The organism is Halomonas sp. MES3-P3E, from assembly GCF_002836035.1.
GTDB classification, from domain to species: Bacteria; Pseudomonadota; Gammaproteobacteria; order Pseudomonadales; family Halomonadaceae; genus Vreelandella; species Vreelandella arctica.
Map to the genome: position 1 here is coordinate 104,738 of NZ_PJBT01000185.1, position 26,373 is coordinate 131,110.

Annotated in this window: 19 protein-coding genes and 1 pseudogene; 16 read left to right on the forward strand and 4 right to left on the reverse strand. The window is 50.7% G+C overall.

What is annotated here, in order from left to right:
- Positions 1-58 precede the first annotated feature (58 nt).
- The 3 genes from CXF87_RS15355 to CXF87_RS15365 are packed head-to-tail and all read left to right on the forward strand — an operon-like array spanning position 59 to position 6,870.
- Positions 59-1,516, forward strand: a complete 1,458-nt coding sequence (locus CXF87_RS15355) for an AlbA family DNA-binding domain-containing protein (RefSeq protein WP_101147208.1) — start codon at positions 59-61, stop codon at positions 1,514-1,516.
- A complete protein-coding gene (gene pglX / locus CXF87_RS15360; RefSeq protein WP_101147209.1) occupies positions 1,513-5,202 on the forward strand; it encodes a BREX-1 system adenine-specific DNA-methyltransferase PglX in 3,690 nt (1,229 codons plus the stop codon). The genes CXF87_RS15355 and pglX overlap by 4 nt, the downstream gene beginning before the upstream one ends.
- Positions 5,203-6,870 carry a hypothetical protein gene (locus CXF87_RS15365; RefSeq protein WP_101147210.1) on the forward strand — a complete coding sequence of 556 codons (1,668 nt, stop codon included), beginning with the start codon at positions 5,203-5,205 and terminating at the stop codon, positions 6,868-6,870. It abuts the gene before it with no gap.
- A gap of 23 nt (positions 6,871-6,893) precedes the next feature.
- Here CXF87_RS15365 and CXF87_RS21680 read toward each other — a convergent pair whose 3' ends face one another.
- Positions 6,894-7,046 (reverse strand): hypothetical protein, encoded by a 153-nt coding sequence (locus tag CXF87_RS21680; RefSeq protein ID WP_157826558.1) that lies wholly within the window; start codon positions 7,044-7,046, stop codon positions 6,894-6,896.
- 64 nt (positions 7,047-7,110) lie between these two features.
- Here CXF87_RS21680 and CXF87_RS15375 point away from each other — a divergent pair, with 64 nt between their 5' ends.
- From CXF87_RS15375 to brxL, 8 genes are all read left to right on the forward strand, one after another.
- A complete protein-coding gene (locus CXF87_RS15375; protein WP_101147212.1) occupies positions 7,111-8,181 on the forward strand; it encodes an ATP-binding protein in 1,071 nt (356 codons plus the stop codon).
- Between the two features lie 2 nt (positions 8,182-8,183).
- Positions 8,184-9,002, forward strand: coding sequence for a DUF4435 domain-containing protein (locus CXF87_RS15380; protein ID WP_101147213.1), 819 nt, complete (start codon positions 8,184-8,186; stop codon positions 9,000-9,002).
- A 15-nt stretch (positions 9,003-9,017) separates the two neighbouring features.
- A complete protein-coding gene (locus CXF87_RS15385; protein ID WP_101147214.1) occupies positions 9,018-9,242 on the forward strand; it encodes a hypothetical protein in 225 nt (74 codons plus the stop codon).
- Between the two features lie 23 nt (positions 9,243-9,265).
- On the forward strand, positions 9,266-9,586 hold the full coding sequence (locus CXF87_RS15390; RefSeq protein WP_198556116.1) for a hypothetical protein: 321 nt from the start codon (positions 9,266-9,268) through the stop codon (positions 9,584-9,586).
- Between the two features lie 180 nt (positions 9,587-9,766).
- A complete protein-coding gene (locus CXF87_RS15395) occupies positions 9,767-11,128 on the forward strand; it encodes a Fic family protein (RefSeq protein ID WP_101147215.1) in 1,362 nt (453 codons plus the stop codon).
- A gap of 169 nt (positions 11,129-11,297) precedes the next feature.
- Positions 11,298-13,928 (forward strand): BREX-1 system phosphatase PglZ type A, encoded by a 2,631-nt coding sequence (pglZ, locus tag CXF87_RS15400; protein WP_101147216.1) that lies wholly within the window; start codon positions 11,298-11,300, stop codon positions 13,926-13,928.
- Positions 13,915-14,679 (forward strand): hypothetical protein, encoded by a 765-nt coding sequence (locus CXF87_RS15405; protein ID WP_157826559.1) that lies wholly within the window; start codon positions 13,915-13,917, stop codon positions 14,677-14,679. Before pglZ ends, CXF87_RS15405 begins: the two co-directional genes overlap by 14 nt.
- 34 nt (positions 14,680-14,713) lie before the next feature.
- Positions 14,714-16,753: a protease Lon-related BREX system protein BrxL gene (gene brxL / locus CXF87_RS15410; RefSeq protein WP_101147218.1), complete on the forward strand. Its 2,040-nt coding sequence runs from the start codon at positions 14,714-14,716 to the stop codon at positions 16,751-16,753.
- 248 nt (positions 16,754-17,001) lie between these two features.
- Here the strand turns inward: brxL and CXF87_RS15415 are convergent, their stop codons facing one another.
- Positions 17,002-17,946: an IS5 family transposase gene (locus CXF87_RS15415; RefSeq protein WP_101147219.1), complete on the reverse strand. Its 945-nt coding sequence runs from the start codon at positions 17,944-17,946 to the stop codon at positions 17,002-17,004.
- A 124-nt stretch (positions 17,947-18,070) separates the two neighbouring features.
- Between CXF87_RS15415 and CXF87_RS15420 the strand changes: the two genes are divergently transcribed.
- The 3 genes and pseudogenes from CXF87_RS15420 (at position 18,071) to CXF87_RS22165 (ending at position 20,592) form a co-directional block, all read left to right on the forward strand.
- The gene (locus tag CXF87_RS15420) at positions 18,071-18,886 is read left to right on the forward strand and encodes a DODA-type extradiol aromatic ring-opening family dioxygenase (RefSeq protein WP_232774938.1); all 816 of its coding nucleotides are present in this window, start codon (positions 18,071-18,073) and stop codon (positions 18,884-18,886) included.
- A 291-nt stretch (positions 18,887-19,177) separates the two neighbouring features.
- Positions 19,178-19,707, forward strand: a pseudogene (locus CXF87_RS22160) (diguanylate cyclase domain-containing protein); the annotation flags it as partial.
- 9 nt (positions 19,708-19,716) lie between these two features.
- Positions 19,717-20,592, forward strand: a complete 876-nt coding sequence (locus CXF87_RS22165) for a putative bifunctional diguanylate cyclase/phosphodiesterase (protein ID WP_232774941.1) — start codon at positions 19,717-19,719, stop codon at positions 20,590-20,592.
- 62 nt (positions 20,593-20,654) lie between these two features.
- Here the strand turns inward: CXF87_RS22165 and CXF87_RS15430 are convergent, their stop codons facing one another.
- A complete protein-coding gene (locus CXF87_RS15430) occupies positions 20,655-21,014 on the reverse strand; it encodes a hypothetical protein (protein ID WP_101147221.1) in 360 nt (119 codons plus the stop codon).
- 302 nt (positions 21,015-21,316) lie between these two features.
- Between CXF87_RS15430 and CXF87_RS15435 the strand changes: the two genes are divergently transcribed.
- Positions 21,317-23,983: a bifunctional acetate--CoA ligase family protein/GNAT family N-acetyltransferase gene (locus CXF87_RS15435; protein WP_101147222.1), complete on the forward strand. Its 2,667-nt coding sequence runs from the start codon at positions 21,317-21,319 to the stop codon at positions 23,981-23,983.
- Between the two features lie 177 nt (positions 23,984-24,160).
- Here the strand turns inward: CXF87_RS15435 and CXF87_RS15440 are convergent, their stop codons facing one another.
- Positions 24,161-24,349 carry a hypothetical protein gene (locus CXF87_RS15440; RefSeq protein ID WP_101147223.1) on the reverse strand — a complete coding sequence of 63 codons (189 nt, stop codon included), beginning with the start codon at positions 24,347-24,349 and terminating at the stop codon, positions 24,161-24,163.
- Positions 24,350-24,819: 470 nt separating this feature from the next.
- Between CXF87_RS15440 and CXF87_RS15445 the strand changes: the two genes are divergently transcribed.
- On the forward strand, positions 24,820-26,349 hold the full coding sequence (locus CXF87_RS15445) for a UxaA family hydrolase (RefSeq protein WP_101147224.1): 1,530 nt from the start codon (positions 24,820-24,822) through the stop codon (positions 26,347-26,349).
- The last annotated feature ends 24 nt before the right edge of the window (positions 26,350-26,373 follow it).

The window sequence follows — 26,373 nt, forward strand, 5'->3', positions numbered from 1 at the left end:
TGTTCCAGGACGCGGGACAGTGAGACGGAAAGCAATATAAAAAATCAACAGGCCACTCATGACTGCCACAACCATTGAACAGCGGCTCAGTGAGCCAGAAGGCAAGCAGCTTGAGTTCAAGCGTGATCTGTCATCGCCCAAGCCGCTGATGAAAACCCTGGTCGCTTTTGCCAACACCGCAGGTGGCCAACTGATCATTGGCGTTGATGACGACGGCACCGTGCTAGGTGTGGATGACCCGCTGGATATGGAAGAGCGCCTGACCAGCATGATCGCGGATGCCATTCACCCCCGGCTATTACCCAATATTGAATTGGTTAGCGTGGGTGAACATACCCTGGTGTGTATTGAGGTGTTCTTGAGTAGCGCGCGCCCACACTTTTTCAAGGCGCTAGGCGAAGAAAAAGGTGTGCTGGTGCGGCTCGGGTCCAGTAATCGGCAGGCGGGGTTGGCACTCATTCAGGAAATGCAGCGCCAAGCGAGCGGCACTACGTTTGATGTTCAGCCCATGCCCGAGCTGAGCCGTGACGACCTTGACCAAAACGCCATACAGCAAGCCTTCAGCAGCGAACAACCGTTTGATGACAACAAGTTACGAACACTACGGCTACTGGTGCCGTATCAAGGTCGCCTAGTACCCAGCGTTGGCGGAATTTTGCTGTTTGGCCGCGAGCGCCAATGGCACTTTGAAGACGCCTGGATTCAGTGCGGGCGTTTTCGCGGCACCGATAAGGTTGAGATTTTCGATCAGGCAGATATTCACGCGCCGTTACCCCAAGCGGTTGATGACATCGAGCTGTTTCTCAAAAAACATGCTTTCAAGCAGGCAGAGTTTGGCGCCATGCGTCGCCGCGATGTGTGGAGTATCCCGCTGACCATCCTGCGTGAAGCGATTATTAACGCCTTGGTACACAGCGACTACTCCCAACGCGGTAGCCCCATACGCATTGCGTTTTATGACGACCGTATCGAGATTGAAAGCCCAGGGCTATTGATGCCCGGCATGACCATAGAAGACATGAAACGCGGCGTTTCGATGATTCGCAACCCAGTGATTGCCCGCGTATTTCGTGAGCTTGGGCTAATTGAACAGTGGGGCAGCGGTGTGAAACGTATTTTCGAGGAAGCTCACGCCCAAGGGCTGCCAGAGCCGCATATTGAAGAAATTGCCAACCGCGTGCGGTTGAGTATCCGGCTGGCAGCGCCGGTTCCTATAGAAAATCCAACATCAGTGACCCAGTCAGTGACCCAGTCAGTGACCCAGTCTGAGAATATAGAACCACTGCTCCCGCTGCTGCAAATATTAAGCGATGGCCCGCTATCATCAGGCGAGCTACGTCAACACTTGCAGCTCAAGCATCGTGCTCATTTTCGCCAACACTACCTAACGCCTGCGCTTCAGGATGAATTAATCGAAATGACGCTGCCCGAGAAGCCCAACAGCCGCCTTCAGCAGTACCGCCTAACCCCTAAAGGCCAGCGCTTTTTGCAAGACACTCTCAAGGATTCACCATGAACACCGCCAACATCAAAAAATACGCCCCCAAAGCCCGCGCCCGCTTTATCGACACCATGATGCGCCAAGCGGCCCGGGTGGGCATTAGCCCGGATGGCAAAGGCGGTGTGGTGATTGCCCCCCTGGAGCTAAAGGGCGATGTGTTGGTGATGACCGCCCAGGATGGCCAAACCCACACCGTGCCCGCCCACCTGAAAGGCGCACGGGAAGCGCTGGCCGCGTGGGTGCAGCGCGATGGGTTTACCCAAGCGATAGAGCAGGCCGCCTATAGCTGGTTCAACCGCCTGTGCGCCATTCGCTATATGGAGATTCACGGCTACCTAGACCACGGCCGCCGCGTGCTGAGTGTGGCAGGGGGCGAAGCCGGGCAATTCCAGATTCTGGAGGAATGCTTAGAGGTAGATTTACCAGGGCTAGACACCGCCCGCGTGCGCGAACTTAAGCTCGACGGCACCCAGGATGAAACCCTCTACCGCGAGCTGCTGCTGGCCCAGTGCCACGCCCTGCATGAGGCCATGCCGTTCCTGTTCGAGCCGCTGGACGACGCCAGCGAGCTGCTGCTGCCCAACAACCTGACCAAAACCGACTCACTCATCCGCGAGCTGGTCGAGGCGATTCCCGAGGAAGACTGGCAAGATGTAGAAGTGATTGGCTGGCTCTACCAGTTCTACATCAGCGAGAAAAAAGACCAGGTGATCGGCAAGGTGGTGAAAAGCGAAGACATCCCCGCCGCCACCCAGCTATTCACCCCCAACTGGATCGTGCAATACCTGGTGCAGAACTCGGTAGGCCGCCAGTGGCTGCAAACTTACCCAGGCTCGCCACTCAAAGGCCAGATGCCGTACTACATCGAGCCCGCCGAGCAAGAGCCAGAGGTGCAGGCCCAGCTCGATGCCATCACCCCGGCCAGCCTCGACCCTGAAACCATCAAAGTGCTCGACCCCGCCTGTGGCTCCGGCCATATTCTGGTGGAAGCCTACAACGTGCTGAAGGCGATCTACGAAGAGCGTGGCTACCGTACCCGCGACATCCCCAAGCTGATTCTGGAAAACAACCTGTTCGGCCTAGATATCGACGACCGTGCCGCCCAGCTGGCGGGCTTTGCGCTGTTGATGAAAGCCCGAGAAGACGACCGCCGCATTCTCACCCGCAACGTGCGCCTAAACGTGCTGGCTATGCAGAGCAGTCAGCACCTTGACGCCAACACCCTATGGCGGGATCTCAACCTCACAGGCGATTGGCACCAAGGCCAATCTCAAGGCCTGTTTGACAGCGAACAGCAAGATCTTTCCAGCAACGATGTCACTTATAAGCTGATTGTCGACTTAATCGAGCGCTTTCAGGATGCCAAGACTTTCGGTTCGCTGATTGAAGTGGCTAATGAACTCGAAGTCCCGCTTAAGACACTCCTGGAAGAACTGTCCGAGCTAAGCAATAGCGGCGATATTATGCAAAAGGCCGCCGCCCAGCGGTTAGTGTCGATGGTGCAGCAAGCTTGGGTACTGGCGCAGCGCTACGATGCGGTAGTGGCGAATCCGCCCTACATGGGCAGCAAGTACCAAACGCCAGCGGTGAAGAAATACCTGAAAGATGCCTACAAAGGCTACGAAAAGGATTTGTTTTCCGCCTTTATCGTCCGCAATTTAGACTTTGCCAAAGATCACGGCCAGCTTGGCTTTATGACGCCTTTCGTGTGGATGTTCATTTCCAGCTACGAGCAGCTGCGCAAGCGCTTGATTGAAGAAGATGTCATCACCAGCCTTATTCAGCTGGAGTATTCAGGCTTTGATGGTGCAACAGTGCCGATTTGTACTTTTACGTTAAGCAAAGGTCATATCGCCAGCTACACAGGCAGCTATATCCGCCTATCGGATTTTCGAGGCGCTGTAAACCAAGGGCCGAAAACTCTGGAAGCCATTCAGAACCGTGACTGTGGTTGGTTCTATGAGGCCAAACCGGATGATTTTAAGAAGATTCCGGGGAGTCCGGTGGCGTATTGGACAGACGAGCATTTACTTGATGTCTTTAGTACGTATCCATTACTAAAAAATGTTGGCGAAACTAGAAAAGGGATGGTGACAGGAGATAATGAACGTTTCTCGCGGCGTTGGTATGAGGTTGATTTTAGTAATTTTGGGCTAGGCTTTGTTAGTAGAGATGAAGCTAGAGTAACAAAGAAAAAGTGGTTCCCTTATATCAAAGGAGGTGGATATAGAAAGTGGTATGGCAATGCTTTAGATGTCGTGCATTGGGAAAACGATGGCCAGATGATCAGGAATGCGAAGCATAAAAGTGGAAGCAGAGGTATAGCTTCTAACTTTAATCTTGATTTCATATTTAAGCCAAATATAAGCTGGGGCACGGTTACTTCATCTAATTTCTCAGCTCGCATTTCTTTCGGTGGAGAACTATTTGATCAAGCAGGAAATGCTTGCTTTCCTAATGAGGAAGACATAAGAAGCATCTTAGCATTTATGAATTCTAAGGTTTCTTCTGTCTGCCTAAAGGCACTAAACCCAACTTTGAACTTTGTTCCAGGAGATGTTGCTGAGCTCCCCTATAAAAGGCCTAAAGATACAAGGGCAGTAAATCTTCTTAGTGATGAAGCTATATCAATGTTCCAAAAAGATTGGGATTTTCAAGAGATTTCATGGAATTTCACCATTTTTCCATTGTGCAGTGCTGTCTATAGACAACCATCTTTGCAAGCTGCCTACCAGAAATTCCGCACTCATGGATGCGAAAGGATGCGAAAAATGCAGCAGCTGGAGGAAGAAAATAACCGGATATTTATCGACGCCTACGGACTGCAGGATGAGTTGACACCTGACGTCCCTATGGAAGAAATCACTCTAACTTATAACCCGCACTATCGCTATAGTGGCAACAAGGGTAAAGAAGAATTAGAGACGATGCTCCAGTGTGATACTTTGGAAGAACTGGTTTCCTACGCCATCGGCAGCATGGTGGGCCGCTACTCGCTGGATAAGCCCGGCCTGATTCTCGCTAGCCATGGCCAAACCATCTGCGATTACCTCGCCCAGATCCCCGAGCCAAGTTTTGTCCCAGATGATAACGCCATCATCCCGCTCACCGATCAGGAGTGGTTCCCCGACGACGCCACCAACCGCTTCCGCGATTTCGTGCGTACTGTATGGGGTGAGGAACATTTGCAAGAAAACCTCGACTTCGTCGCCGAAAGCCTTTGCCTGCACGCCATCAAGCCCAAGAAGGGCGAAGCTGCACTGGAAACTATTCGTCGTTATCTGAGCACCCAGTTCTTCAAAGACCACCTGCGCACCTACAAAAAACGCCCCATCTACTGGCTGTTTTCCTCCGGCAAGCAGAAAGCCTTCGAGTGCCTGGTCTACCTGCACCGCTACAACGAAAGCACTCTGGCCGAGATGCGCACCGACTACGTCATCCCGCTCACCACCAGGCTCGCCAGCTACGTGGAAAAGCTAGAGCAAGACAAAGACGTCAGTACCTCCGCCGCCGAAGCCAAGAGTATCGAAAAAGAGCTGAGCAAGCTCTACAAGCAGCAAGCCGAACTCAACACCTTCGATGAGAAGCTACGCCACTATGCCGACCAGCGTATCTCGCTGGATCTGGATGACGGCGTGAAGGTGAACTATGGCAAGTTTGGGGATTTGTTGGCGGAAGTGAAGCAAGTGGTGGGTAAGTAAATGAATAGTTCAACAGAGAGCCATCCTTCTTTGCAGAGGCGCATTCGTTATAGCACAGATGAGGTTTACAGTCGGTATCTAGGCATAAGCCTTCCAGTAGCTAACGTGAACAAGTTTTGCGAGGGGCGTTTTGGCCGTTTTCTTGCTGATAAATTGGGTATTAAGAAGCTGCCTTATAACATTACCTTGGTAGATTTGGTTTCTAGTGGTTGCATGACGCCAAATCTTGTAGTTAATTTGCCTTGCTATTACTTTGAAAGCTGGCTTAATTTTCCATGCTGTCCAAGGCAAAATTCTGACGAAGAATATGAGGAGATAGCTGGGCTATATAGCTACGAGGCTGTGTTGTCGAGCATTGATAATATTGAAGATATTATTCATCCTTATGACGAATTGAAAAGCGATTTTGTGGAAAGGTATAGAGCAAACTTGCCTCTGAAGTATATCTCTTTTCAGCATCCAAATGGTAGGCACTATAAAGCTGGAGAGTTTTATTTTTCTTATTGGCAGGGGATGGCACTAGCTAGTTCTATCCATAAAATTAATAATATTGAATTACACCTATCTCAACAAGAGGGTGTGAAGAGAGCAAAGGAGATAATAAAATCTAGCGTCGAAGAGTTCTGTGAGCGATATGGCGATTCGTTAGAAAGAGTTTCGTGGTATAGAACGGCTATTGCCGTAGAGCAGTTTTCTAATATCAATGCTACGTACGAAGATATTATTTCAGAACTTGGAAAGTATAGAGAAGTTGATCAAGGAGTTTTGATTAATGATCTTAAAAAATTGCTTTGCTTGTATAAAGAGTGGAGTAATTTGGTTGACAATATAGGCTGTACAGTTGTTGCTAAAGGCCTTGAGGTCTTGAGGAAAGACACATATCTCGTTTTTGAACAGCTGTGTGTTTTTGGAGTTGATAAATATAGTTTGTTCGAACAATTTTCTTATGGCCGTCACTCTTGTGAATGGGCACAGTTGCATGAAGTTGTCTACTTTGAAGACTATAAATTTAAAATTTTCTTTGAGAAGAATCTTGATTTATATTGCAAGAGAGTTAAGCCTTTGGGTTATGGGTGTAATTCAAAAATTTTTGAAAGTTTTTCTAAAATACAAGGCTTTTATCCTTGGGTAAGATCTCTATACGACTTACATGAAAAAATGAAGTGGGATGGGGAAGTTGATTTTTCTCACTCAAGAATCGTAGATTGCCTTATTGTTGCTTCGGTTAGGACTGAAATAGTTATCAGAGAGATGCTGAGAGTAAGTTTTAAGGGTTTAAATGACTATGATGCTGATGGTAATTTATCAAAAATTTTATTCCGTATAGGAGACTATATTGGAGAAGAAGACGGGGAAATTCTAAAAACAGTAAAATCTAAATCAAAAAGCACAAGACTTGATTCTCGACCAGAAGACATTTTTTCGGAAATAGACTCTATTGGCTTTAAAAAATGGTCGAAAAGAGATTGTCTTTTTTTTAAGTCAATATTGAAATTTGTGTGTGCTAGGAATTATTTTGCTCATCATGCTTATAAAGATGAAGAGTTTGATAGTTTTGCAAGTGAGCTGGCAGCTGAAACATTAATGTCATTAGTTGAAACGTTGTTGTTTTTTCATAGAATTTGCGACAAGAAAAATCGACTCGCTTCAGGTGGTGACCAAGTATGAACCTAAATCAACTCCTGCAAGGCTCAAAACACGCCTTCTTCACCGACCACGATCGGATTGTCTTCTGGTATGACGCCCTCGGCCACTTTGCCGAACCGCTGAGTGAGCTTGCGCTTGGCGGCTTTCAGGTAATCATAATGGCGGGGCAATCGTCCCTCGGCATGAAGTTGAATCATGGAGAATTTAAGACCTGTTAGCGGAAGTGAAAACTGTGACAGGTACAACATTGGAGCGCTAGTTATGAGAATTGGCAGAGTTTTCACTAACCAAGTTGGGCCACTGGCCGATGGCGCAATTTCATTTGAAAACGACTGGACTGAAGAAATTGAGACCAAGGTTTTGCTCACTGGGCCGAACGGTTGCGGCAAATCTACGCTAATACGTGGGTGTGCAATGCTTTGGGTCGCGCTTGGGTATTGGCTTGATCAGCGTAAGGCATTGCCGCAAAAGCATGAGGCGAAGCAGTGGCTTCAGCGTTGGGGTGGCATAGCGCTCATATTGGATGGTATGGAAGATGTAACAGGCAAACCAGAGGTCAAGGTAGGCCTGATATTCGGTTCCATGTCGTGGTGTGAGCAATTAAAGGCTCAAATGCCGGATATATTCTGGGTGGGTGAGGCGGTCGAGCGATCCGGGAAGCCTGGGCAGCCGAAAAGGTCGCTGTACCTACCTAAAGAGCCCTGGGTTGATGAGTGGTCGCAAAAGCGCAAAAAACTGATTCTGTCATCGGAAAAGATTGCAGCTCCTAACATGATGTATCTGGATGCGGAGGAACGGCGTTGGGTGACGCCCAAGCGAAATATTGCTGAGCCATTACCCGATGTTATGACTCAGCGGTGGTTGACCAAGTATGTGGTAACAGATGACTGGAAAGGCCAGCTTGAGGCCTCACTGATCAACCTAAAAACCACCCAACTGCACAAGTACCATGAAGTGATTCGTGGCCTTAACCAGTTTTTGGTAGGCAAGGAAATAGACCCCGATATTAAACCCGGCGAGGGCCGTTTAAGAGTGCGGATTAAGGGCGAACGGGGTGTGCATCATGGTATTGATGAGCTCAGTGCCGGTGAGCACCAAGTGTTGATTCTGCTTTTCCTGATGTTGCGCTGGCTGCAGCCCGGTGGTGTTGTGTTGATTGATGAGCCGGACTTGTACCTGCATCCCTCATTGGTTGATCCGTTGCTGGATGTATTGGAAAGAACGGCACAAGAGCTTGAGGCCCAACTCATCATCACCTCTCACTCTGTGGATATCTGGCGGCGCTACGAAACCTCAGGCATTCGCGTTGAACTCAAAACCGGCCGGGGTTAGGGATGAAAGGAATCAATAAGAAGATCCGTGAGATCAAGGAGCAGAAGGTCGGTAATAGTGAGCGACGGGTTTTGGTTGTTGAAGGCAGTGATGACGTTGACGCATTCGAGTTGATGCTGACAAAGCTCGCGCCAAGCTTTAGTTCTGGCTGGGTGTTAGCGGAGGCAGGAAAGAAGTCCGCCGTACTTGAAATGGTTCGCCGAGAGCCAGCATGGTTCGGGATAGTAGACCGAGATGAATGGGCCGACGAAAAAATCTTACAGCTTGAAGCCGAGCTGCAAAACCTAGCTGTATTGCCTAGATACTGCCTTGAAAACTACCTCATTGTTCCTTCTGAGCTTTGGGAGGCGCTACCCCCTAAACAAAAGGCAAAGATTCCCGGTGGGCACCAGGCGTTGCAGGATAAGATTCTGGAGGATCTGGATCGGTGGGTTAGGCATGGTGTGCTTTGGTCTGTTGTGAACCCTCTGTGGGAGGGGCTTCGCTCGCTTGGCTTTAAGGAAAAGCTGTTGGCGGTTGATATTGCTGAAGATGACGCTGAGATAAAACGAATTCTCCATGAGTGGCACCAGTTTCTGAATCCGAATGATATTTGGGATCGTTATTTGAATCGGTTGAATGTGGTGGCAGAGAAATCGGATGACGAAAAGCTGACGCTGCATGTGCATGGGAAGGAGTTCTATAAAACAGTAGTGAATCCAGCGTTGAATCAACTGTTGGGCCAAAAGAACGCAGAGGAACGGCAATTTTCGATCATTCGAACACTTCCCCAAGCGGAAGACCTTCGACCTATTTTGGACAAGCTTGGGCTTAATAAATAAATTGGGGCCTTGTTAATGAAACTAAACAATATCAAAGAGCTTATTGATAACGAGGGTGAAATCACCGTCGGTCGAATAGGGCCGGTTCGATGTGGTGCCTCTGCCTGTGATGAATCTAATTGTCTTGCGATGTTAGCTAGGCGGCCTGGCGAGTCCTTTGAGGATTTGCTTGAGCGACTTGATTCTGCGATTGAGGATGCTATCGAACACGACATCATCGTGGATGAAATCAATCAATAATGCGCTGACGTTAAGGAGCCACTATGACTAACCCCATCGGCCGCTGGCGTATCACCTGGATGGAAATGTGGGATCAGGACTTTGTCGATTTGATCGAGCCGGGGCACTTCCGGTTCGATGACAATGGCCTTGGATTTTTTGTCTTCGGTGCCGTTGAAGGCCAGATTGATTACCGCGTATCAGAGGGTGGAAAACGTATCGATTTCAGCTGGTCGGGTAATGATGAGGGCGATGAGAAATCTGGCCGGGGCTGGTTTAAGCTTTCATCCTCGCGTATTGCCAAAGGGCGCTTTTTTATTCACTGCGGGGATGAGTCAGCGCTGGAAATTGAACGCCAACCCTGAAGCGAAGCAAGCCGTTCTCCCGCCGCTATGTGGATAGGCGAGCAGCCGTGGCGAGCGCTATTGTGCTAGTTCCAGGGTCAATGTACTGTTCCATTGCTACTAATTTTTATATGATTAGTAGAAAATCCTGGTCGTCGCTCATATACTAATATTAAATAAATTAGTAGTTGGAGCAATGTGATGAAGGTGCCTGTCTCTCCACCACCTCAGGAAAGGCTGCTTGAGCTGCTCAAAAGTGGTGATGTCGCTAAAATGGCGTTGCTCTTTGGTCAGGCTGTTGGGCCGACGGACAGTAAAGGCCGTTACCTACACTGGGACAAGCTTAGGCACTTGGCCATGCCGGAAGGCTATGACGCTGAACTTTACTGGCTGGCCATGCGCAACGCGCGGGAGAAAATTTCCAGGGATCTGCCTTTTAAAGATAAGCAGGGGGCACCCTTTCGGTTTTGCATACCGGATACCGTGATGCGTGACATTCTCTGGATCAGTGAGAACGCAACGGGCGCTATCAAAGCGGACAGCCGGATCTCAGATCCGCAAACAAAGCAAACCTACCTGATCAACTCGCTGATTGAAGAAGCTATTAATTCCAGCCAACTGGAAGGGGCTTCAACCACCCGCCAGGTGGCCAAGGACATGCTACGTTCGGGAAGAACACCCAAAGATCATTCTGAAAAAATGATTCTTAACAACTATAATGCCATGCGTTTTATTCGTGAGTACAAGGATGAAACGCTCACGAAGTCAATGATATGCGAATTGCATAAGATTGTGACTGAAGATACGTTACCTATAGAAGACGCTGATAAAGCGGGTGTTTTTCGAGGGCGGGATGAAGATATAAGGGTGTACTCACTTGATGACAAGTTGTTACATACGCCGCCATCCTATAAAGAGCTTGATGGCCGTATTCAGCAGCTATGTGACTTTGTTAATGCGGAAAATGAGAGCGAGGCTAGCTTTATACCGCCTGTTATCAAGGCCATCGTTGTCCACTTCATGATTGGGTATGACCACCCCTTTGTTGATGGAAACGGCAGAACCGCGCGCGCGCTTTTCTATTGGATTATGGCCAAGGAAGGGTATTGGCTGATGGAGTATATCTCCATCTCACGGGTGTTGAAGCAGGCACCCGCACAATACATGGCGGCTTATCTGCATACAGAAACGGATGGCAATGACGTTACATATTTCATTATTCATCAGCTTGAAGTCATTAAAAAATCGATTGCTGATCTACATGGCTATCTTACTGATAAAGCCGGTGAGTACAGAGAGGCTGAAAAAATCCTCAAGAAATCAAAGCTCAATGGCTTGCTCAATCATCGCCAACTGGGGCTTTTAAAAAATGCGCTGGATAACCCCGGGATGGAGTACACCATCAAATCTCACCAGAATTCTCATGGGATTGCTTACCAGACCGCGCGAACCGACTTATTAGCGCTATCAGATGAGTACCATCTGCTGAAAAAATACAAAGTCGGTAAAAAAGACGTTTTTATCGCGCCTGCCAATATGCTGAACCTGATAAAAAATGACTGATCTATCTTGGGGGCAGCGCAGTGAGTGGCTAGGCAGCGCTGCCGTCTTTACTGACCTGAACGTGATAACATTTTAGAGTCTAGGTTTTAGAGTCTAAGCACACGTCGCTATCCATGAAATGGCAGTGTGATTGGCAGCAAGTTTTATGTTTATTGGGCAAGGAGGCTAGATGCAGCTCGACCAACTCCAGCAGGGCTTACAACACGCCTTCTTCACCGACCAACATCGGATTGTTTTCTGGTACGACGCCCCTGGCCACTTTGCGGATTCGCTTAGCGAGCTTGGGCTGGAAGGCGTTCAGGTGATCAATATGGCGGGGGAGTCCACCCTGGGCGTGAAGCTACGCCTGGAGCTGGAGGAGCCGGAAATGCCCACGTTGCTCTACTTTCCCTACGCCGAGCCAGCCCCAGAAGATGACTGGCTGTTGGATATCAAGCTGTACTCTGGCCGCTTCTACGCCGACCGCGTTTCGATGATTTTCAACGAGCTGGGCCTAACACGCCATGTGCTGCGCGAGCACTTGGCGCAGCGGCAGGCGTTTTTAGCCAGCCGCAAACGTATTGAGGCCCTGAAGCGTTTGGTTACGCCTTCCCTCAGTGAAGATGAGCTGGATTTGGCGATGCTGGCCGTGGTGGTCGGGGCAACGTCCCTCGATGTTGCCACGCTGCTGTTTCATCTGGCTGAAGAAGCGGTGGCCAATGAGCTGGGGTTAGAGACGAACCCAGCGGCGTTGATTGAAGCGGAAAAGTACGCCTTGGTGCCTGCGCTGGTGCACGCCCTGCAAGCCGAAGTGGGTTACCCCGCCAGTCAAGCAGAGCTTAGCGGCGAAGCGCCGCTTAACTTCGGCCAGCTAATGCTGCGGTTATTGATTACCGGCTACTGCGAGAGCATTTCTGATATTCCTGACTGGGCGCGTCAGGTGGCCATTCCCTCTGTTAATGCGCGTGCATCTTCGCGGGCGCTGCTCACTCGCTGGCGGGATAGCTCGCGCTTTTACCCCGCGTTCGATGTGATCTCCGGTTGGGTGGCGGATGCCCAGCGCATTGATGACAAGCTGCAGGGTGTGCCGCTAGAGCAGCTAAGCCATGTGGCGACGTTTGAGGTCGTGGAGAAGCAGATCATTGTCGATCTCTGCCAGGCGATTCCCTCGGCGGATGCCCGCGACCTGAAGCTGTTCGACAGCATCATTGTGGCGCGCCTGGACGGCTACTGGGCATCTCGGCATAAAAACGATGCCCGCCGCGAGCGCTATCGTCAGCTGTACGCCGCGCTTACCGCGGCGATTGCGCTGTTTAGCCTGCGTCATCAGCATGCCAAAGGCTTTCATTACGAGAGCGTTGAAGCGCTTTATCACGCGTACCAAACAGACCTCTACCGTTTTGATACCGCCTATCGCCATTATGCCGTGGCGTCTGATGCCACTGGCGTTGAGCTGCTAAAAAACCTGGATGCCGCCGTTGAGCGCTGTTATGACGAGTGGTTCCTGGGCCAGCTCACCCGTAACTGGAGCGAGCGGGTAGAAGCCGAGCAGCGGCTCACCCACTGGAAGCTACCCAATATCCCCAGCCAGCAGCATTTCTACCGTGACTGGGTGCAGCCCCAGCTAGCCGCTAGCCGCCAAAAGCGTGTGGTGGTGGTGATTAGTGATGCTTTCCGCTATGAGGCGGCGGAAGAGCTGCGTGAGCGCATTAATGCTAAGCGCTACAGTGAAGCGACGTTAAAAAGCCAGTTAGGTGTGGTGCCTAGCTACACCACGCTGGGGATGGCCTCGCTGTTACCGCACCGAGAGCTCAGCTATCAGCCGGGCAGCGATACGGTGCTGGTGAATGGCCAATCCACCCAAGGCACGGCGAACCGCAGCAAGTTACTTAAAGCCGCGCTAGGCGGGGAGGCGTTAGCCGTCACCGCCGAGGACGTAAAAGGCTGGAGCCGTGAAGAGGGGCGCGAAAAGATCAAAGGCGTGCAGCTGATGTACGTTTACCACAACGTGGTGGATGCCCGTGGGGATGCCGCTAACACTGAAAGCGAGACGTTCGCAGCGGTGGAGGATGCCATTGATGAGCTGGATCAGCTGACCCGTAAAATTCTCATGCACCTGAACACCAGCACGGTGCTGGTCACCGCCGACCACGGTTTTCTGTTCCAGCGCAGTGCGCTGGATGCTACCGACCGCACGGCGCTGTCAGACAAGCCAACGTCGGCCTTCAAAAGCAAAAAGCGCTATGTGCTGGGCGAGTCGCTGCCCGACAACCCCAGCGTGTGGCACGGCCATACCCGCGATACGGCAGGCACCGCCTGCGACACCCAGTTCTGGATACCCAAAGGCGCACACCGTTTTCACTTTGTCGGCGGGGCGCGCTTTGTGCATGGTGGCATCATGCCCCAAGAAATCGTTGTGCCGGTGCTCACGATACAGCAGCTGCGTGGCGAAAAAGCCGAGAAACGCAGTACCCGCAAGGTCGAAGTAATCTCACCGAAGGCATCGTTGAAGATGGTCAATAACATTCAGCGCTTCGACCTGCTGCAAACCGAAGCGGTGAGTGAACGCTTGCGGCCTGTCACCCTTTCAGTCGCGATTTATGAAGGCAGTAACGTGGTCTCCAGTGAAGAGGTAATCACCTTCGATAGCGCCAGCGACAAAATGAACGAGCGCATGAAGTCGGTACGCCTTTCGCTCTCGGGTACATCGTTTGACCGTAAAAATGACTATTTCCTGGTGCTACGCGATAAAGACTTAGGCACCGAGCGAGAGCGCTACCGGGTAGTGATTGACTTGGCGTTTACGGATGATTTCTTTTGAAACAAGGGTATGTATGCAGTTAGCTAAAGATAACATGGGCGTCAATATTAATGGGGTGCAAGTCAGTTGTAATGATAACGGCTTTTATAACGCACACGCCTTGCACAAATCTTCATCTGGTGAAAGAGCTAAAGGGCCAGAAGAGTTTTTGATACATTTCCCTGAATATGAGGCAGAAGCTAAGCATCTTGAAAGAAAGTTTGGTAGTAGACCAGGACTGTTTTTTTCGCAGTGGTTGTCAGTCGTATATGCTTCATGGATATCAATTAAGTTCTTCAATTTAGTGGTAAATAAAATTGAAGAAAATATTGTGACGCAAGCATATACGTTAGGTGTACAGAGTAATGAGAGCGAAGATATTAGGCACCAAGTCTTTAATAAAGGCTTACTTAGAGGGCAAGAAGTTGAAAGAGAGAAGCTGAATCAAAAATTTGCAAATATGCCTGATCATCCTGTGCAGAAAAAATCGATCAATACGCTTGAACTTTGGAAAGAGGCTACATCACAAGAAGAAAGCACTCCCTCTGACTTTGTGAACTATATGCTTTTGGCTGCACAAGTGTATAGAGATTTAGGTCGAGATGATGTTCTCTCAAACTATGACTGGAATGCTGAAAGCTACTGGGTAACGCCGGAGTTTGCTTTCTACATACTATCTTATTTTCCTTTTGGTTCGTCACAGCGAGCTAATGGGCTAAGTTACTTGAACAAGATGTCCAATGGACGAGTGTGGGCCAACTCTGTTGGATAGTAGCGTGTACTGACAAAATAATGGAATTTTTCTTATGGACAACGAATCGCAATATGATCTCGACACGCTACTCAACACTCACTTTGCTGGCCGCGTGGTGCGCAAAGACCTTACCCAGCGAGTGAAAGAGGGCGCCAACGTGCCGGTGTACGTGCTGGAGTACCTGCTGGGTATGTACTGCGCGTCTGATGATGCGGAGGTAATTGCGAAAGGCCTGGAAAACGTCAAAGCGATTTTGACCAATAACTACGTTCGGCCTGATGAAGCGGAGAAGGTGAAGTCCATCGTTCGGGAGCGGGGCAGCTTCAAGGTCATTGATCGTGTAACGGTGCGACTGAACGAGAAGAAAGACCGCTATGAAGCAGCTTTTAGCAACTTAGGCATCAAAGATGCTGAGATCGCCGCAGGCATCGTCAAAGAGAACGAAAAGCTGCTAGTGGGCGGTATTTGGGTAATTGCAACGCTAAGCTACTTCCATGAAGAGGGGCAGACAACATCACCATTCGGCGTCAGCCTGCTCAAGCCGATTCAAATGCCGCACATGAATATGGACGAGCTATTTGAAGGGCGGCGTGGGTTCACCGATTCACAATGGCGTGAAGTACTGATCCGCTCGATTGGCATGGAACCCGTTGAGCTAGACGAGAGCGTGCAGTGGCATTTGCTGGCCAGGATGATCCCGTTTGTTGAAAACAACTATAACGTTTGTGAGCTAGGGCCACGCGGCACCGGCAAAAGCCATATCTATAAGGAGTGCTCCCCCAACAGTATTCTGGTCTCCGGCGGGCAGACAACGGTAGCTAATTTGTTCTACAACATGAGCTCACGGCGCATTGGTTTAGTCGGCATGTGGGACTTGGTGGCGTTCGATGAAGTAGCGGGTATCTCGTTCAAGGATAATGACGGGGTGCAGATCATGAAGGATTATATGGCGTCTGGTTCATTCGCCCGTGGGCGTGAGCAGATGGAGGCATCGGCCTCGATGGTGTTTATAGGCAACATCAATCAGAGCGTTGAGTCGATGGTGAAAACCAGCCATCTGTTGACGCCATTTCCTGATGCGATGATTGATGCAGCATTCTTTGATCGCTTTCATGCCTACATTCCCGGCTGGGAAATCCCCAAGATGCGGCCATCGTTCTTTACTCAGCGCTATGGGTTTATCGTCGATTATCTGGCTGAATTTTTTCGCGAAATGCGCAAGCGCAGTTTCGCCGATGCGATTGATCGCTATTTCTCCCTGGGTGACAACCTCAATCAGCGTGATGTGATTGCGGTTCGAAAAACGGTTTCTGGCCTGCTCAAACTGATGTTCCCGCATGGTGAGTATGCGAAAGTAGAGGTGAGGGAGTGCCTGGAATACGCCATGCAAGTGCGACGCCGGGTGAAAGAGCAGCTGAAAAAAATTGGTGGCATGGAGTTTTACGATGTCCATTTCAGCTACATCGACAAGGAGACCCTGGAAGAGCACTTTGTGTCGGTGAAAGAACAGGGCGGCGGTGGTCTGATTCCAGAAGGCCAAGGTAAGCCGGGCGTAGTACATACTATTGGCCTAAGCGACAAGGGTATGCCAGGTGTTTACCGCATCGAAATGCAGGTAACCGCAGGCAGCGGCAAGCTGGCGATGTCGGGGTTGTGGAATTCCACCGGAGCCAAAGAGCAGGTCAAAATGGCATTTGATTACTTCAAGGCCAACGCCAGCCGTATCAGCGGTGCCCGTAAGGTCATGGAGCATGATTTCCACCTCCATGTGGTAGATCTGCAAAATAGCGGTGTCCTGCGCGATTTGTCGTTAGCCAGTTTGGTGGCGTTTTCATCAGGCCTTGTCAGCAAGCCGACGCAAAGCCAAATGGTGGTGCTAGGCGATATGAGCCTGGGCGGAAGTTTAAAACCCGTTCAAAACCTCGCTGAGTGCCTGCAGGTCGCCTTCGATGCCGGCGGCAAGCGAGTCACCCTGCCGATGAGCAGCGCCATCGATATTCCCACCATCCCGGGAGAGCTATTTACCAAGTTTCAGACCAGCTTCTATGCAGAGCCAATCGACGCAGTCGTGAAGGCGTTGGGAGTGGATTAGTAGAAACCCTCGCTATGCCCACAACTTCAACATCGGGTACAAGCCGCTACGATAAAGCTACCCGCTTTGGCAACGACCACAAAATAGACAATGATACGTGGATTGTTAGGGAAGGTCTGAATAACTGCCGATATTCATCACCGCTCACTTGAGCCGAGAAAAAATCGAAAATTCAGACATTCTTCTCCCGTTCTTTGTGTATTTTTGCCCGTTTCCCGCTCATTGAGCGGAAAACGGGCGCAATCGCCCTATTCCCATAGGTATTTCTCACTGATCAGCAGGTTGCTGAACGCCGCCAGCAAGTGCAGGCGCTGAGTGTTTTTGGCCAGTCCACGATAGCGAGCCTTGCCATAACCAAAAACTTGTTTGATGTACCGAAAGGGGTGCTCCACCTTGGCACGGATACTGGCTTTGATTTTTTCGACTTTCTGTCGCCTGGCATCTAGCTGCTTGCGGGTGCCAGGCCGTTTGGCAATATACCAAGAGACATCGTTGCGGTGCTTGTGCTCGTCTCGTTTTTGAATACCAAGGTAACCGGCATCACCGAAGACGCGTTGCTCTTCACCGTGAAGGAGCTTATCGGCAGGCACAATGTCATGGACATTGGCAGCCGTGGTCTCAATGCTGTGAATCAACCCAAGCTTATCGTCGACACCTATGTGCATTTTCATGCCAAAGTGCCAAGAGCTACCTTTTTTAGTTTGGTGCATTTGCGGATCGCGCTCGCCTTTTTTGTTTTTGGTGGAACTAGGCGCAGAAATGATAGTGGCATCGACAATGCTCCCTTCGCGCAGCATCAGGCCATTTTTCTCCAGGTGGTTGTTCACTTCCTGGAACAGCACCTTGCCAAGGCCGTGGCGTTCCAGAAAATGGCGAAACTTGAGAATCGTGGTTTCGTCCGGCAATCGGTCCAGTTTCAAACCGGCGAATTGGCGCATGGACTCGATCTCGTAGAGGGCGTCTTCCATGGCCGGATCGCTCAGGTTGTAAAACAATTGCATGCAATGGACGCGGAGCATGGCAGACAGTTGATACGGAGGCCGCCCGCTCTCGCCCTTGGGGTAATAACGGGCTACCTTCTTCTCCAACTGCGTCCAGGGGATCAGCTTGTCCATCCGCTCCAGAAAGAGTTCGCGGCGGGTCTTTCGCTTCTTGTTCTGGTACTCGGCTTCTGAGAAGGTGATTTGATCCATGGCAGCACTGAATCCTATGCAGTTGACGATAGCCGTATTATCGCTGATGGCAGTGACTTTTTCAGAGCTTCCTTAGATAAATGCGCTTACCTGTCCGGCGAACGACTATCACTACGAGGAAATAATGATGAACACCGCACCAGATATTTTATTCCTCTCCCACGGCGGCGGGCCTCTGCCGCTATTGGGCGACCCGGATCACCAAGAGATGGTCGAGTCGCTAAAAGGGATAGCCAATGTGATCAGCAAGCCGTCAGCTATTTTGGTCATTAGCGCCCACTGGGAAGCGTCTGAGCCCACGATCACTTCCGGGACCGCGCCAGAGCTGATTTATGACTACGCTGGCTTCCCACCCGAAGCTTATCAAATTCAATACCCCTGTCAGGGTGAACCTAAGCTGGCGCAACAGGTGAAGCGGGCGCTTGAAAACGCCGGTATTCCAGCCCAGCAAGATACTCAACGGGGCTTTGACCATGGCGTGTTTGTCCTGCTCAAAATCATGTACCCGGAGGCCGATATTCCCTGTGTACAGCTTTCGTTGGTTAATAACCTTGACGCTGATACTCACCTTGCCATCGGCCGCGCGCTCAAATCTTTGGAGCGTGAGAACCTCTTGGTGATCGGCTCAGGTTTTTCATTTCATAACATGCGGGAATTTTTTAGCCCTATTACGCAAGAGAGCCAAGCAAAAAATAAGGCATTTGAAGACTGGCTAGTGACTACGTGCTCCAGCCAAGACATTGATGAAACAGAGCGCAACCGTCGCTTGGCTCACTGGGGTAGTGCTCCATATGCACGCTTTTGTCATCCGAGGGAAGAGCACCTTTTGCCACTGCATGTATGTTACGGCCTAGCGAACAGGCCGAGTGATAAGCAGTTATCAGCCATTATATTGAACAAGACATCAGGCATGTTCTATTGGTCACGAAAAAGCGCCTAAACGTGCTACTGGAACCAAGCGTTTTGACGCCTGGATGATTTTCTACAATGACCAGAAAGTAGGGCACGTCAGGGTGGCCACCGACAACGATATCACCTGTACATACATCCCGCTTAATGGGTGGGCTTCGTGGCGAATACGCTGTCGGCCAGCCAAGCATCTAGCTATAAAAATCGGAACGGTGACTTATAAGCCTAAAGTCTACTGCTACTAAACCCAGTGTGTCGTGGTCGCTCTAAAAATTAGTATATTTTTATGAATCACTTATCTGTAGCTAGCTAAGTAAGAGGTATGGCTTTCTGGAATCGTCTGTCTCTTAGTCCGGTGTTCGACAACCAAGACGTTTGTACCCATTACATCGGCATCCAGCAAGACATCACTCAGTATCGCGAGCAGGAGGCGCAGATCGCCTATCAGGCGACACATGATCTGCTGACCGGCCTACATAACCATACCGCACTGGATAAATTCCTGGGGGAAGCCTTCGAACGTGTCGAGCAGGCGCAAGGCCTGTTAGTGGTCATGCATCTCGATTTGGACGGCTTCAAAGCGGTCAATGATGGGCTGGGGCATCATATTGGTAACTTGCTGTTGGTCGCGGTGGCTGAGCGCCTGGAGCAACTGGTTGCTCCAGGGGATACGGTGGCTCGGCTGACTGGCGATGAGTTTGCACTACTTCTTCCGAGTGTCGATAGTATCCAGGCTGGTAAAGCATTTGCCGAGCGGGTGCTGGAGACGCTGTCTACTCCCGTGCTGGTCACGGATAAGCCCTTGCACATCACATTGGCATTGCTTGCAACCGCGATACAGTAGAACACCCCCATGAGCTGATGCAGCGTGCCGACCTGGCGATGACTGAAGCTAAGCAGCAGGGCCGTAACACGTGGCATTGGTACCAGGGTGACATACAGCGACACACCGAAAAATCGGTATTGTTGCGACACGACCTGCATACAGCATTGGGTCATGATCAGTTCGAGTTGTATTACCAGCCCATTGTGGAAGCTGTGAATGGCCGAATTCGTGGCCTGGAGGCCTTGATTCGTTGGCATCATCCTGAGAGGGGCATGATTTCGCCGATGGTGTTCATCCCGCTCGCTGAACAAACGGGGCAAATCATTCCGCTCGGGCGTTGGGTGCTTCGTCGCGCCTGCCAAGATGCCGCCGCCATGCACGCTGCAGGTGAGCGTGTGGTGCCCATCGCTATCAATATTTCATCCTTGCAGTTTAGGCGCGACGGCTTCTTGGAAGATGTCCATCAGGTATTAGCCGATACAGGCCTACCGCCAGAGCTACTGGAATTTGAGGTTACTGAGAGTGTGCTGCTGGATGGGGCCGAGCAGGCCATCGAACTGATCAAACGGCTCAAAGTAATAGGCATCAAGGTAGCGCTTGATGACTTTGGTACTGGTTTCTCAAGCCTTAGCTATCTACGCGACCTGCCCATTCATAAAGTCAAACTGGACCGGGCGTTCATCAAAGATATCACTACCAGTCGTAGCAATGCCGCTATTGTGCAGGGAATCATTACCATGGCGCATCACATGGACTTAGAGGTAGTTGCCGAGGGTATTGAAGAGCGAGAGCAGCAGCAAGATCTGATCCGCCGTCATTGCGATCTGCTGCAAGGCTACCTATTCGCTAGGCCCATGCCATGGGAGGAAATCATAATGCTTCCTAACCTGCTGCCCATGACCAAAGCGTAAGTTCTGGAAGAAGCGTCGAATGTAAACATCCTGCTGCTGAAGCTGGGGTAACGCCAGAAGCATCAAATTTCGCACCACAGGCGTTCTTTCAAATCTTCGCTAAGCTCTGCCACCTTTTGCATGCGCTTCAATGTACCTTCAGTCATGTCACTAGCCATATCATGGTAACAAGACATTATTGAAAATGGTGTCTGGACTCCTTCAAGACCTAGCATACAGCTTGTTAGCTTGCTGTATGAGGCAGTGATAGTCGACAAAAACTCGATTTCGTGACGCATGGCATCATTAAGTGCATCAAACCAAATATGCTGTAGCTTGACTGTCGAGTCGCTGGTGGCCATCCAAGGCTGATACCACCCGATGAAGACACCCTCGTAATTGGTCGCATTCAAAGCTTTTTGGGGAGATTGTAGTGTTGTCATTGTCTTGGCTCCTCCTGTGAAGTTATACCTCTTGTGAGGTTAAAAAAGTATAGTCGTTGACGACCTAACTACCTTGTGTAATACACGATAGCTTGACGGTCATCATGGTCCGTTTAAATAATTTCAAGTTAAATGATAAGTAGCTATCTCAATATGCTTCATTAGTTTATTAGCAAGTACTTGACGGCTTTTCTATGCGGCGAATGAGAAAAGCGATTAGTAGGGAAAACTTCATCTTCATCTAACGTTGAGTCCTTCGCGATACGCCGCACTGACCTGCCATTGCTAAACGGAGATGTTCAATGTCAATTCGCAATTTAGATGCGTTGTTTTCTCCCACCACGATCGCTTTGATTGGTGCCAGCAATCGCCCAGGCTCAGTAGGTGCTGTGCTGGCGCGCAACTTGTTTGATGCCGGATTCGAAGGGCCGATCTTGACCGTAAACCCAAGAGAGCGGGCTATCCGCTCGGCTCTCAACTACCACTCGGTAAGTGAGCTGCCGTTAGCGCCTGACTTGGCCATTATTGCGACGCCACCAGATACGGTTCCTGGGCTTATTCGCGAGCTCGGGGAGCGTGGGTGCCGGGCTGCGGTGGTTATTACTGCGGGCTTCGGTGAAGGTGAGCATGCCGATGGCCAAGTGCTCAAACAGGCGATGCTCGATGCAGCCAAGCCTTACTTGATGCGTATTGTTGGCCCTAATTGCTTGGGGATTTTGGCACCGCACCGGGGGATCAATGCCAGCTTTGCGCATATCATGCCCCAAAAGGGGAATGTTGCCTTCGTGACGCAGTCTGGCGCGGTGGCCACTTCTATTCTCGATTGGGCATCAGCGCGGGGGATCGGCTTTTCGCATGTGGTGTCCCTCGGTTCGATGAGCGATGTCGATTTTGGCGATATGCTCGACTACTTAGCCCTCGACCCCAAGACGCATTCCATTCTGCTTTATGTTGAGGCCATTACTGAGGCACGAAAATTCCTATCCGCAGCTCGCAAGGCCTCTCGTAATAAACCTGTGGTGGTGGTCAAAGCAGGGCGCAGCGACGCTGGCGCCAAAGCCGCGCTGTCACATACCGGGGCGCTGGCGGGTGCTGATGCCGTTTACGATGCAGCGTTTCGGCGTGCAGGTATGCTGCGGGTCAATACACTTGATGAACTGTTTCAAGCTGCAGGCACCCTGGCCACCGGTATCCACGTTAAAGGCGACCGGCTAGCTATTCTCACCAACGGAGGAGGAATTGGTGTGCTGGCAGTTGATGAGCTGGCCGAGATGCAGGGGCGCTTGGCCGAGCTTTCTGAAGTGACACTTGCGCGTTTGGATAGTGTGCTGCCATCCACGTGGTCGCATGCCAATCCCGTCGATATCCTCGGTGATGCGCCAGGGGAGCGCTACACAAGTGCACTTGAAGCCTTACTCAATGAGAAGGAAGCGGATGCGATTCTTGTTATGAACTGCCCCACAGCGGTCGCAGATAGCCTGGACGCCGCCCAAGCGGTGGTTGATACCCTGGGGTCAAAACGCCCGGCAGTTCTTACCTGTTGGCTGGGAGAAGGGGCGCCAGCTAAGGCCCGCCGTTTGTTTGCTGCACAAAAAATTCCAACTTACGAAACGCCTGAGCAGGCCATCCGGGCCTTCTGGCACTTATCCAGCTACTGGAGAAACCAGCAAACGTTGATGGAAACGCCACCGCCCATTTCCACTGGCGGTACCATCGATAAAGCCAGCGCGAACGCCATTATTGACCAAGTCCTTAAAGATGAGCGCAACGTGCTAACCGAGCCAGAGGCCTCGGCAATATTGTCAGCTTATGGGATTCCAACCGTCCCTGCCATCGCTGTGCATACACCGGAAGAGGCGAGTGAAGCAGCAAAGCAGTTGGGCTTCCCGGTCGTGTTGAAGATCCTCTCGCGTGATATTTCGCATAAGTCTGATAGCGGCGGAGTGCAGTTGAACTTGGCCTCGCCCGGTGCGGTGGCACAGGCGGCCGAAGATATGCTGGCGACGCTTCGCCAAGTGGCGCCTGAGGCGCGGTTAGATGGTTTTAATGTACAGCCGATGATTCGTCGCCCTGGGGCGCATGAGCTGATTTTAGGTGTCGCGGAAGATAGCGTTTTCGGGCCGATTATTATGTTTGGCCAGGGAGGCACGGCAGTAGAGCTAATCGGTGACCGGGTGGTGGGTCTCCCGCCACTCAACCCGCTGCTAGCACAAGAAATGATCCAGGCGACACGTATCTCACGTTTGCTGCGCGGCTACCGTGACCGTCCTGCGGCCGACTTGGAGGCAATTTCTCTCACCCTCATTAAACTGTCACAGTTGATCAGCGATCTGGATCGCGTGGTTGAACTGGATATCAATCCGCTACTGGCCGATGCCAGCGGAGTGATTGCCTTGGATGCGCGCATCGTGGTCAAGGCCGACCGTGAACAGCGGCCTCCGTTTGCTATCCGCCCATATCCGCAGCAACTTGAGCAAACTATCGAAACACGCAATGGGCAATGTTATTCACTGCGCCCCATTCGACCCGAAGATGAAGGTTCGCTGGTGGAAATGCTTCGTCATTCCACGTCCGATGATGTGCGGCTACGCTTCTTTGCCGCCATCCGGCGGTTCGACCATGCCTTCGCCGCCCGGCTGACTCAGATCGACTATGATCGGGAAATGGCGTTTATTGCGATGCCGCCAGATAAACAGGAAATCGTGGGTGTTGTCCGCTTATCTGCCGATCCCGACAAAGAAAAGGCGGAGTTTGCGATCATGGTGCGTAGTGACATGAAGGGAACCGGGCTTGGCTATCGGCTTATGCAACAAATGATCGATTATGCCCGTGAAAGTGGTCTTCAGCAGGTCTTTGCCGATGTTCTGCGAGAAAACCATGCCATGCGGGAAATGGCGAAAGAGTTTGGCTTCGTGGTTCAGCCAGCCAATGATGAGACGGATACCGTCATGGTCGTGCTTAATCTGTAACGCCACTACCTCATTAACTGGGGTGTAGAGAAGATTCCCGCGTTAGCGCCAAGCAATCAGTACCGCTAGTACGCAAACGCCCCGCTGGATATGCCAGCGGGGCGTTTGCGTACTAGCGACTTAATCTTCTGTGGAAGTGTCAGATATCCCACCTATGCAAACCAAGTTGCCTAGCGTTTAAGGACGATTATCGAAGGTATTGCCAGGGCGCTTTGCTGTTGTATCGCGCGGGGTAGCCTGCGGCTGTGGCGGCGTCCGCTTTGCATCATTGCGACCACGAACATCTTTCCAAGCGTCCTTGGCTTTCTGTCTGTTTGCTGGCTTACGCAGCCAATTGACGACTGCCATTACGATCCATTTTCTCATGCGAACCTCCTGGTACCTAATTGCTTAGGGGCATATTCGTTATAGCATTGGTGTTAAGTCCAAGCCGTTCAAGACGGACTAGGGTATGTAACGATATTCGACGCGCCGCATTCCTCTGAGTTCCTAATTTTCTACTTCAATCTACCTCAGGCTAAGTGTTCAGCCATCCATGTGCTATTTCACTATTCTCTATGCGGTCATGCCCTTAATCCTCCTTTTTTGCTCCTTAAGCGTAGCAGAGAACTCATTTGATACCTGTGTGGATAACCAGATTTATCGCTCTGTTTTATAGCTATCGACATGCGCTTCGGGAGAAAGTAAACTGACTTTGATTGAATATTGCACACAATGATCATTAACTCGACGATAGTCTAATATGCCCAGTACAACAATTCTAAACGCGCTGGCGAAAGGGCTGATGGCGGGGTACTGAGTGATTTGCAAACGTCTAAGAGGCTAGGGAGAAAATAATGGAGCTTATCAATAGTGTACCTGCGGTCATTAGGTTGCATCATCATGACAACGTTGGCGTGGCGAGCAGGGCTGTTCCAAAGGGCTACCCCATTGACGATGATCAGCATACTGCCCATGAGAATATTGATGCTGGTCATAAGGTTGCGTTAACGGTCATTGAGCCAGAACAGCCCATCTTCAAATATGGTCAAATTATTGGGCTGGCAACGCGGCGTATCGAGGCAGGTGAACATGTTCATACGCACAATATTGTTATGTTGGAACGTGACACATCACTTGAGCATTTCAAGCCAGCGCCAAGAACATCAGTGGCTGACAGTCAGCGCACCTTTAATGGCTACCATCGTGCAAATGGCCAAGTAGGTACCCGCAACTATATCGGCATTCTTTCCACCGTGAACTGTTCAGCCACGGTCTCAAAAGTGGTTGCCGAGCGTCTCAATGCCAGCGGTGAGTTTGAGGCATTAGGCTTTGATGGCGTCGTGCCGGTCACCCATGGTTCAGGCTGCGCAATGAATACGGAGTCTGAGGGGTTTGCATTCCTTGAACGGGTATTGAATGGCTATGCGATCAATCCGAATTTTGCTTTTGTGCTTATTATTGGTTTAGGTTGCGAAGCTAATCAGGTTAAGCAACTGGTTGAAAAGTATGGACTGACCGATACATCAAGAATATTTTACTTTAATATTCAGAGCGCTGGCGGTACCCGAGCGAGCATTGAGAAGGCGTCGGAAAAAATCCGTCAAATGTCGAATGACTACCGTGATGCCGAGAGACGCCCGGCCCCGTTGAGCCACCTTACCGTGGCACTGCAGTGTGGTGGGTCAGATGGTTATTCTGGCATTACCGCCAACCCCGCTCTGGGACATGCGGCTGATCTTATCGTCCAACATGGCGGTAGCGTTATATTGAGTGAAACGCCTGAAATCTATGGTGCCGAGCATTTGCTGCTAGATAGAGCCATCAATGAAGACGTGGCGCGTAAGCTGCTTGAAAGGATCGAGTGGTGGAAGCACTACACGCAGATCAATGGGGCTGAATTAAACAATAATCCTTCGCCGGGAAATAAAGCAGGGGGCTTGTCCACCATTCTTGAAAAATCGCTGGGCGCCGTGGCTAAGAGTGGTTCTTCGAGCCTTAATGACGTGCTTGAGTATGCCCAGCCGTTGAAAGAGCCAGGTTTTAATTTTATGGATAGCCCCGGCTATGATCCGGTATCCGTCACGGGTCAGATTGCTTCAGGCGCAACCGTTGTGTGTTTTACCACGGGGCGCGGCTCTGTCTCCGGGTTTAAGCCCGCGCCGTGTATTAAGCTGGCCACCAATACGCAGATGTATGAAAGTATTCTCGAAGATATGGATATTAACTGTGGCACCATTGTGGATGGTACCGCCACAGTAGAAGAAGTGGGCGAGCATATTTTTGAGAAGATCATTTCGATTGCCTCGGGCGAGCAGAGTGCCAGTGAATCGTTGGGTTATGGTAACAATGAATTTGTGCCGTGGATGGTGGGTGCCGTTACTTAACAGCCCTATATAGCCCTTAACTAA